Below are 8,795 nucleotides of genomic sequence, written 5' to 3'. Positions count from 1 at the left end.
GAACAAGCGGCTAAAGAGGCAGCCAAGAAAGCAGCTGAGCAAGCTCAAAAAGCAGCGGCTGCACCAGCTGAAAAAGCCGATTCATCTTCTGCTAAGGCAGAAGCACCAAAAGCAAGCAGCAATGATGTGGCACCTACAAGCGCTCCAGCTCCAAAAGCTAGCAATGTTGTAACAGTAGGAAACCGCTGGATTGGAAACTCTGCTTACGTATTTGGCGGTGGACGCAGCCAGTCTGATATTAGCCACGGCTTATTTGACTGCTCGTCATTCGTACACTGGGCATATTCTCAAGTTGGCGTTAACCTTGGACCTCTTGGATCTGTAAGTACAGAAACGTTAAAGCATGCTGGAACACAAGTGTCTTCTAGTCAAATGCAGCCTGGCGATCTTGTTTTCTTCGATACATATAAAAAAGACGGCCACGTTGGCATTTATGTAGGAGGCGGCAAGTTCATCGGTGCTCAAAGCTCAACAGGTGTTGCAATTGCAAACATGAGCAGCGGCTACTGGAAACAAAAATTCAACGGACGCGTAGTTCGTATTTAATAGGGTATAGTAAAAAGAAAACATCCCATCTGGATGTTTTCTTTTTATATTGTAAGGAGCGTATGACTATGAATTCTATTTTTGATCATATACAACCTAACTTAGATATTTTATTTGTCGGTTTTAATCCAAGCATCCGTTCAGGTGAAACGGGTCATCATTTTGCGAATCCAACCAATCGCTTCTGGACGATTCTTCACAAAGCGGGTTTGACAGATCGTAAATATCATCCGGAGGAAGATCACTCGCTGCTCCAGCTAGGGTACGGTTTAACAAATATTGTAGAGCGTCCTACAAAGGCAGCTGATGAGATTACAAAAGAAGAATATGCAGAAGGCAGAGAAATCTTAAAGGAAAAAATAGCTACATATACGCCTAAAGTCGTTTGTTTTGTTGGAAAAGGTGTCTATCAGCAGTACAGCGGACGCAAGCAAGTAAAGTGGGGTAAACAAGAGAAATCGATGGTATCAGGAATAATGGACTTTGTTGCCCCGTCTTCAAGCGGGCTCGTTCGAATGAAAGTAGATGAAGTAGTCGCCATTTATGCAGAGCTTCCGACGTTGCTGCGTACATTAAAATAGAGAAAGCCCTAGGGCTTTCTCTATTTTGTAAACGAAATATCAATTTGAATAATTTCTGATCGGCTCCCGATTCGAAGCGGAGGACCCCAAAAGCCAAATCCTGAAGAGACAATGGTATGCAGTTGGTTATTTTGCTTGTAGCCCCAATCAATTTCAAATAACCGCTTTGTGATCAAATGATTAGGTGCCATTTGTCCTCTGTGAGTATGGCCGCATAGCAGCAAATCCACGCCTGCTTGTTCCGCTTCTTTTAAGGAAAGCGGCTGATGATCCATTGCAATGACAGGAAGAGAACGATCCGTTTCACTCGCTAAATCGAAAAAGCTGTCTCGGTTTTTGTCCGTCTTGTCTTTTCTGCCTATTAAATACAAGCTATCACCTATGTTTAACACTTCATCCATTAAAATAGGGATGTTCATTTCTTTCATTCTTTCCACAAACTGAGGGATCTTCCCGCCGTAATACTCATGGTTTCCCAAAATTCCATACGTGCCTAAAGGCGCTTTGAGCTGCTTCATCATAGAATCCATTTCTTTCTTAAAGAATACATGGGGATCATCGTCAATAATATCTCCAGGAAGTAAAATAAGATCCGGCTGTATCTTTTGTACATGAGTGAGTTAGCATTTTGACGGCTAAATTACTTATAGGAAGCAAAAGAACCGAATATTGAATAAATCCTAACCAGTACGATCCCACAATTTTAAATATGCTCACTTGTTGAAACGCACGACTGATGATAAAGGAATAAGCAAAAAAGACAACGATCACTGTAAGAATCCATTTGTTTTCCACTTCAAACATTGTGTGAAACCACATCCAAGCGTTCCATCCGATGTACAGAACGAATAAATTATATAAAATAACAACTAAAATAGACCTTACTAACACACTTACTTTCATACGCTAACCTCTTTTCTTTCATCCGTAATTCCACTATAGCTCATTTTTATTGCTTCAACAAAATTTTATCTCTTCTTCTTATCAATAAAATTTTTGCTTGTCACACAAACGAAAAAACACACCTATAAAACAAGGTGTGTTTTTTGTATTAATGATGGTGATGCGCGTGGTGAAGGCTGCTAATCACAAATTCAGGCTCTGGAACGTGGAAATATTGAATCCATACGCCTTCTAAAAATTTCTCGCGTTTATCTAAAACGATATCGATATCTTTATCTGTTTTTACGATTTCATCATGTTCAGTCGGCGTATCGAATTTCCAATCATAATGCGCGTGATCACCGTGGTCGATAGTTACATATACACGAATCATTTTTCCTTGACCTTCTGGGCTAGCCAATGCATTTTTTAACACTTTTGCTGCGTTTCGATTAATTTTTACTTCCATTTTGAAAACTCCATTCTGTAACTTGGTATGTAACGTATTTTCGCAAACTTAAACGAAAAAGAGAAATTTTTTGCCTGACGCTCCGGATAGAGTTGCTTCATTCCAACGCAATACGCTACACTACACCATATTGAATGAAAAAGGAGCGTATCATAAATGAAGATTGTTATTTTAGGTGACACTCATATTCCAAAAAGAGCGAAACATTTTCCGAAAAGACTCTTAGCCGAACTGAAAACAGCTGATGCTATTATTCATACGGGAGATTTTCAAACGATAGATGTCTACAATGACCTGCGTGTGTTTGCTCCTGTACATGGGGTGGTTGGAAATGTAGACAGTGAAGAGCTTCAGCAAGTACTACCATCTTCAGTACTTCTTCCGTTTAACGACGTTACGATTGGCGTAACCCACGGTCATGGCAAAGGAAAAACGACTGAAAAACGTGCGCTTTTGGCATTTGAACATGAACAAGTTGACGCAGTAATTTTTGGCCATTCTCATATTCCTACTCATAAACAAATTGGTGATATTACGTTGTTTAATCCAGGTTCCGCTACTGACAAGCGGCGTGAAAAGCAATTTTCGTTTGGACTTCTGTACATACAAAAAAACACGCTGCGTTTTGAACATATTTTTTATGATTCTAAATGCTAAAACAAGAGAGGACTCTTGTTTTAGCATTTTTACGTTGTATGGTCTAAATGAGCAATATATTCGTGAAGCTTATTTTCTTCGTAATCATTTAAGTCATGCATGGGAATAACCTGCTGAGTTTGAGGATCCGTTCCTCTTACTTCCGCAATTTTTACTCCTTCTTTATAGATATTAAAAATATCTTTTTCTTCCCCGCGCTGAACCTTTTCTGTTTCAAACATTGAAAAAGACTTGCTGTTTTTACTTTCTTCCACTAAAATCACCTACTTTTTTTATCGTACTCTTATCTTTTCACATCCATTGTTAATTATGTATACACTCGATGACTAAAGGAATATGAAGTCTTGCCGATAGAAAGAAAGTGCAAGATCACTTTTAACTACGGAGAGAGAGGCTACATAGCATGGAGAGAGTAAGAAAAAAAAGATCCCTTAATAACTTTAAGACAAAGCTGGTGCTAGCATTTGCAGCGATCTTATTGGTGCCATCTGTTACGATAGGTCTATCAGCTTACATAACGGCGAAACATGAAATTGAAAACCAAATTATTAACACAGCACAGCAAAATGTACAGTCCATTAATTCAGTGATTGACGATACCATTGGACCAAAAATTCATGATGTAGAGTTTTTTGCATCAGTGGTAAACAACGAGCGCTACAATGAAAAAGATATGGCTACTTTAAGCAAAGATTTTAACTTATATGCTTCGCTTCATCCAGAAGCCGTCAGTATTTTTACAGGAAATCAGCAGGGGAAGTTTATTCAATCGCCTAAAAAAGTGCTACAAGCAGGCTATGATCCCAGAAAACGAGATTGGTACAAGCTAGCCATGCAAAACAAAGGAAAAACAGTTGTCACTGAACCTTATCCATCAGCCTCTACAGGTCAGACCGTTATTACTGTAGCGAAAACAACGGCGGATGGCACAGGGGTTATTGCTTTGAATCTAGATATTAGCCGCATTAATAAAGCTGTCAGCAAAGTAAAAATCGGAGAAAAAGGATATCCATTTCTTTTAGATGGAGAAAGAAAATATATTGTTCACCCTACGGAAAAAGCGGGTACAAAAGCGACAGATTCTCTTTTTGACAAGCTTTATGCAAAGAGCTCTGGATCTTTTGAATATACCTTTAACGGGGATGAAAAAAAGATGGTCTTTACGACAAATAAAACAACAAGCTGGAAAGTTGCAGGCACTATGTATTCATCAGAAGTTAGTGAAGCTGCACAGCCTATCTTTTACAAAACACTATTTATCATAGTAGCTTGTCTGATAATCGGGAGTCTTACCATTTTTGTGGTGTTGCAATCAATTATTAAACCGCTCAAACAGCTTAAGAATCAGGCTCTGAGCGTTAGTGAAGGAGATCTGACAACAGCGATTACCGTCAATTCAAAGGATGAAATCGGCGAGTTAGGGTATGCTTTTAGTCAGATGCAAAACAATCTTCGCACATTAATTCAAAATGTTGAAATGAGTGCAGAGCAAGTGGCTGCTTCTTCAGAAGAGCTAACGGCCAGCTCACAGCAAACGAGCGCTGCGACTGAACAAGTATCAGTTGCGATACAAGAAGTGGCTTCTAGCGCGGAAAAACAGACGGCTGTTATTGACCAAAATGCAGCTTCTTTAGATGAGATTGTACAAGGAGTTTCTACTATTGCTCAGCGTACAGAAGCTGTTTCTCAGCTATCAAATCACACAACGTCTGAAGCTGTAGAAGGCGAAAAAGCCGTGAGAGAAACGGTCGAACAAATGGAATCCATTTCTCAATCCGTTGAGCTATCTAATACAACGATTCGTACTTTGTTTCAACGTTCAAAAGAAGTTGGAACCATTTTAGAAGTAATCAGCGGTATTGCTGCTCAAACAAATTTACTAGCCTTAAATGCTGCAATCGAAGCGGCACGAGCTGGAGAACATGGAAAAGGATTTTCCGTTGTAGCAGCGGAAGTGAGAAAGTTGGCAGAACAATCACAAGTGTCCGCGTCTCAAATTTCTGAGCTTATTCAAGCTATTCAACAAGATACTCAGGAATCTGTACATACAATGGAGCAAGTTACAAACAAAGTTGAAGAAGGACGAACAATTTCACAAACGGCTATTCAAAAATTTGAACAAATTCTAAGCAGCATGAATGAAACGACTCCGCAAGTAGAAGAAGTGGCTGCGACTGCTCAGCAAATTTCAGCAGCGGTTGAAGAAGTGGCTCGTACAGCAGGTGAAATGGCGATCCTTGCTAAAGGAAATGCAGCTACATCTGAAGAAGTGGCCGCATCAACTGAAGAACAGCTGGCTTCAATGGAGGAAATTGCTGTTTCCGCACAATCTCTGTCTCAAATGGCAGAACAATTAACAGCGCTCATTAGCAAATTTAATTTGTAAACTTTCGTCAAATCGTCATAGACCTCTTTTATATTGGAAAAAGTAGAACATACACACATGAAAGAGGTGACAGTATGATGGAGCAAACAAAAATGACCTTTGAGCCAGCTTCAATTAACGATGATATGCATGCGAAGCTGAAACAGCTAGAAGAGCAGTTTCAACAAACGTTAGGAAAAAGAGTAGCTTTAGTTGCATACGAAGCTGAAAAATAAAGAAACAAAAAAAGAAAAGACACTAGGTCTTTTCTTTTTTTGTTTCAATAAGGTTAACATACATTAAATTACAAGTTTTTTTCATATACTTTCTCAAAACGAATTATAATATAGTGTAAAATTACACTTTTGTAGTGTTATTTCACTTTTAATATGGTATAATTTCACAGGAATAAAGAAAGGAGCTTACAGTYTGTGATGAAGAAAAACGTGTTGTTAGGAACTTTTTTATCTTTTTATCTAGTAGGTTCATATGCCTCCTATCATATTTATAAACAGCAGCAAAGCCGTCCTGTAACGAAAGATGTTGCTCGGCTTCTTCCTACAAAAGTCAAAGAAATAAAGCACGAAACAACTGAAAAACAGCTGAAAGATTGGGTGAAAACCGCTTCACAGCATCATGAAAAAATAGCGATTTCAGGCATGCAGCACAGTCAAGGAGGGCAGACGTATTATCCGAATGCTATTTTACTTGATATGAAGCAGTACAATAAAATTGTAGATTACAAGCCACGTCAAAAAGAAATTACGGTTCAAAGCGGGACAACGTGGAATGATATTCAGCAATATATACATAAAGACGGCCTTGCTCTTCAGGTTATRCAATCACAAAATATTTTTACCGTTGGAGGCTCTATTAGCGTGAACGTACACGGCAGAGATATTCGATACGGTTCTTTAATGGATACGGTAAAATCTATGCGTCTCCTGCAGGCCGACGGGTCTATTATCGAAATTAGCCGGACAAAACACCCTGAGCTGTTTTCTTTAGTAAACGGAGGCTACGGGTTATTTGGAGTCATTTTAGATGTGACGCTTCGTTTGACGGACGATGAATGGTACGAAGATGAAATTATCCGCTTAGATTATAGACAGTATACAGCGTATTTTAAAAACTACGTACAGCATAACCCTGACGTTCGTATGCATATGGCGCGTATTTCTGTTTCTCCTAATCAATTACTAACAGATATGTACGTCACAAACTATCGCTTATCTTCTCAAAATACTTCTACTGTAAAAGAACCGCTCAAAACAGAAAAAATAGTGGCACTTCCTAAATTTATGCTAGGACTGTCTCGGTACAGTGACTGGGGAAAAGATATGCTGTGGGAAACACAAAAGGCTTATTTTTTAAGACAAAATGRACGGCTTGAAACAAGAAATAATGTTATGCGTTCTGAAAGTGATTTTATGGAATACGAAAGTGCTAGCCGGACGGAAGTTTTACAAGAATACTTCGTTCCGGTTGATGAATTTGCTTCTTACATCGATGATTTACGGGAAGTGTTAGCAACAGAGAAATTAAATTTACTGAACATTACTGTTCGCTATGTAGAAAAAGACAATAAAGCCGTCATGTCTTATGCAAAAGACGACATGTTTGCTCTCGTTTTCCTCATTAACCAGAAAAAAGACCATCAAGGCATGGCTGATACACAAAGAGTTGTCAGAAAAATGGTGGATGTAACGCTGCAGCACCAGGGAAGCTATTACTTGCCTTACTACGGCTACCCAAGCAAGAAGCAATTAGAAGAGGCTTACCCTCATACAACCGCCTTTTTTAATTTAAAAAGAAAATATGATTCAAAGGAAACGTTCGTTAATTTATTTTATAAGGAGTATGGAAAATGACGTACAAACAACTCTTACACTCACAAAGCCTGATGATTACTGCAAGCAGTATTGTTTTTCCTTTTTACCTTTTACTGCTTCGAAATCTTGGCGATAGTTATTCACAATTTGGCTTAGCTTACGGAATTTTTGCTTTAACCGCAGCCTTGAGTCACCCTTTAATCGGTTCATGGAGTGACAGAGTAGGAGAAAAGCGCTTGCTCATTTTATATACGTTTGGGATGGCGGTTGTTATGCTTGTAATTCCCGTTCTATCAACTATTACGCAGGTGTATATCATTCAAGTTATAATGGGGCTACTTGGAGCTCTTCAAAAAACAGCAGAAAAAATAGCGTTATCTAGGCAGACAGATCGTGCTCATACAGGAAAACAAGTAGGACACTATCATTTATGGACCTCTATATGGGCAGCTTTAGCGGTGATTGCAACAGGGTATATCATTGATTTCCTTACAATCGGCAGCCTTTTTTACATCACTTCGTTTATGTATGTAGCGGCAGGGGTATTAATATGGCAAAAACCAAAAACAGTCGAGCTTGAACGCCACCATTCGCTGTAAAAGCATATTATAAAAAATTTATGTTCTCCCGATATAAGTACTGAAAGGAGAAACGTTTATGCAAGGTATAAGTATATCAGGGCAAGATGCATGGTCTTCTATTATAGTATCGTTCGCTATTTTCATCATTATATGGGGTCTGATTCCAGGCTTAACTATAAAGTATGTATGTAAAAGTCAAACACTAGGTATAGCAAGTTTTTTTGTTGGTATTGCCTATGGGGTTAAAGCAGGTCATTTCCTTATTTAAATACGATTTGGTGTAAGTAAGGAAGCTTGGACCGCTATTAGCTAAGTGGGAATCCCTTTTGTTTCCTGTTATTTTTTTAGAGCAATTCTCCATAATAACAGTTAAAGAGGTGAATCCGATGACAGATAACAATGTTGGGTTTGGAGTTAGCGGAGGCGAAGAGACGAGAAAAAAATCTACTGTTTCTAGTGAAGCTCCTATATCTAGTGATGTACAACAAAATCAGAAACAAGATAACTACGAAAAGCTTAGCCACCAACTAAATTCATTATCTGATGATGAATTTAGAGCAGATCGTGATGAAGATTAAGGGTTTCCTATCAAAAAAGAATATTTAAATTAAATAAAGTATTATGAAAGTAAACTAATTGGATTCCATGGCTTTAACATGATAGCATTAACTACTGGTACAAACATACCACTTGACTATTTTGACATGCTATTTTGTCAAAGTTCTTAGTTATTTCTTTGATAACTGAGAATCCATTTGTAACCTTTAAGTAGAGATATAAAGGTAATCCTTCACTTTAATAAGTGAAGGATTTTTTTATCATTTCGTAATGGTTTTGCGATGATTTGGATTAACGGGGATAAAACAGATACATTGTATACAA

At 38.3% G+C, this 8,795-nt stretch carries 11 protein-coding genes and 1 pseudogene; 9 read left to right on the top strand and 3 right to left on the bottom strand.

Translation table 11 applies throughout. The features are described 5' to 3' along the window. Together AC1DRF_RS13280 and mug are read left to right on the top strand one after the other, a co-directional pair. A partial coding sequence (locus AC1DRF_RS13280; protein ID WP_477740904.1) for a C40 family peptidase occupies positions 1-546 on the top strand: 546 nt, incomplete at its 5' end. A 68-nt stretch (positions 547-614) separates the two neighbouring features. Continuing rightward, a complete protein-coding gene (gene mug, locus AC1DRF_RS13275; protein WP_427076483.1) occupies positions 615-1,127 on the top strand; it encodes a G/U mismatch-specific DNA glycosylase in 513 nt (170 codons plus the stop codon). Positions 1,128-1,147: 20 nt separating this feature from the next. Here the strand turns inward: mug and AC1DRF_RS13270 are convergent. Further along, positions 1,148-2,030: pseudogene (locus tag AC1DRF_RS13270) on the bottom strand (metallophosphoesterase). 148 nt (positions 2,031-2,178) lie between these two features. Then, positions 2,179-2,478, bottom strand: a complete 300-nt coding sequence (locus AC1DRF_RS13265) for a hypothetical protein (protein ID WP_013083290.1) — start codon at positions 2,476-2,478, stop codon at positions 2,179-2,181. A gap of 156 nt (positions 2,479-2,634) precedes the next feature. On the opposite strand from AC1DRF_RS13265, the gene AC1DRF_RS13260 reads away from it, so the two are divergent. Then, positions 2,635-3,135: a metallophosphoesterase family protein gene (locus tag AC1DRF_RS13260; protein ID WP_477740903.1), complete on the top strand. Its 501-nt coding sequence runs from the start codon at positions 2,635-2,637 to the stop codon at positions 3,133-3,135. 29 nt (positions 3,136-3,164) lie between these two features. Here the strand turns inward: AC1DRF_RS13260 and AC1DRF_RS13255 are convergent, their stop codons facing one another. Then, positions 3,165-3,389, bottom strand: a complete 225-nt coding sequence (locus tag AC1DRF_RS13255; RefSeq protein WP_014459961.1) for a hypothetical protein — start codon at positions 3,387-3,389, stop codon at positions 3,165-3,167. Positions 3,390-3,538: 149 nt separating this feature from the next. On the opposite strand from AC1DRF_RS13255, the gene AC1DRF_RS13250 reads away from it, so the two are divergent. The 6 genes from AC1DRF_RS13250 (at position 3,539) to AC1DRF_RS13225 (ending at position 8,491) form a co-directional block, all read left to right on the top strand. Beyond that, on the top strand, positions 3,539-5,521 hold the full coding sequence (locus tag AC1DRF_RS13250) for a methyl-accepting chemotaxis protein (protein WP_427076486.1): 1,983 nt from the start codon (positions 3,539-3,541) through the stop codon (positions 5,519-5,521). 77 nt (positions 5,522-5,598) lie between these two features. Then, entirely contained in the window at positions 5,599-5,736 is a 138-nt protein-coding gene (locus AC1DRF_RS13245; protein ID WP_014459963.1) for a hypothetical protein, read from the top strand. Between the two features lie 198 nt (positions 5,737-5,934). Continuing rightward, positions 5,935-7,371 carry an FAD-binding protein gene (locus AC1DRF_RS13240; protein WP_477740902.1) on the top strand — a complete coding sequence of 479 codons (1,437 nt, stop codon included), beginning with the start codon at positions 5,935-5,937 and terminating at the stop codon, positions 7,369-7,371. Next, positions 7,368-7,931 (top strand): MFS transporter, encoded by a 564-nt coding sequence (locus tag AC1DRF_RS13235; RefSeq protein WP_013083286.1) that lies wholly within the window; start codon positions 7,368-7,370, stop codon positions 7,929-7,931. The genes AC1DRF_RS13240 and AC1DRF_RS13235 overlap by 4 nt, the downstream gene beginning before the upstream one ends. Before the next feature lie 58 nt (positions 7,932-7,989). Beyond that, positions 7,990-8,181, top strand: coding sequence for a hypothetical protein (locus AC1DRF_RS13230; protein ID WP_025751820.1), 192 nt, complete (start codon positions 7,990-7,992; stop codon positions 8,179-8,181). Between the two features lie 118 nt (positions 8,182-8,299). Continuing rightward, a complete protein-coding gene (locus AC1DRF_RS13225; RefSeq protein ID WP_014459966.1) occupies positions 8,300-8,491 on the top strand; it encodes a hypothetical protein in 192 nt (63 codons plus the stop codon). Positions 8,492-8,795: the final 304 nt, after the last annotated feature.

The sequence above is a fragment of the Priestia sp. P5_B4 genome (genome assembly GCF_056400385.1).
Note: the sequence above shows the minus strand (reverse complement) of the source record. Positions and strands in the feature narration are given on the sequence as shown.

Coding starts and splice junctions, on each gene's coding strand:
- AC1DRF_RS13250 (WP_427076486.1), top strand. CDS start 3,539: ATGGAGAGAGTAAGAAAAAAAAGATCCCTTAATAACTTTAAGACAAAG.
- AC1DRF_RS13230 (WP_025751820.1), top strand. CDS start 7,990: ATGCAAGGTATAAGTATATCAGGGCAAGATGCATGGTCTTCTATTATA.
- AC1DRF_RS13225 (WP_014459966.1), top strand. CDS start 8,300: ATGACAGATAACAATGTTGGGTTTGGAGTTAGCGGAGGCGAAGAGACG.
- mug (WP_427076483.1), top strand. CDS start 615: ATGAATTCTATTTTTGATCATATACAACCTAACTTAGATATTTTATTT.
- AC1DRF_RS13265 (WP_013083290.1), bottom strand. CDS start 2,478: ATGGAAGTAAAAATTAATCGAAACGCAGCAAAAGTGTTAAAAAATGCA.
- AC1DRF_RS13245 (WP_014459963.1), top strand. CDS start 5,599: ATGGAGCAAACAAAAATGACCTTTGAGCCAGCTTCAATTAACGATGAT.
- AC1DRF_RS13260 (WP_477740903.1), top strand. CDS start 2,635: ATGAAGATTGTTATTTTAGGTGACACTCATATTCCAAAAAGAGCGAAA.
- AC1DRF_RS13235 (WP_013083286.1), top strand. CDS start 7,368: ATGACGTACAAACAACTCTTACACTCACAAAGCCTGATGATTACTGCA.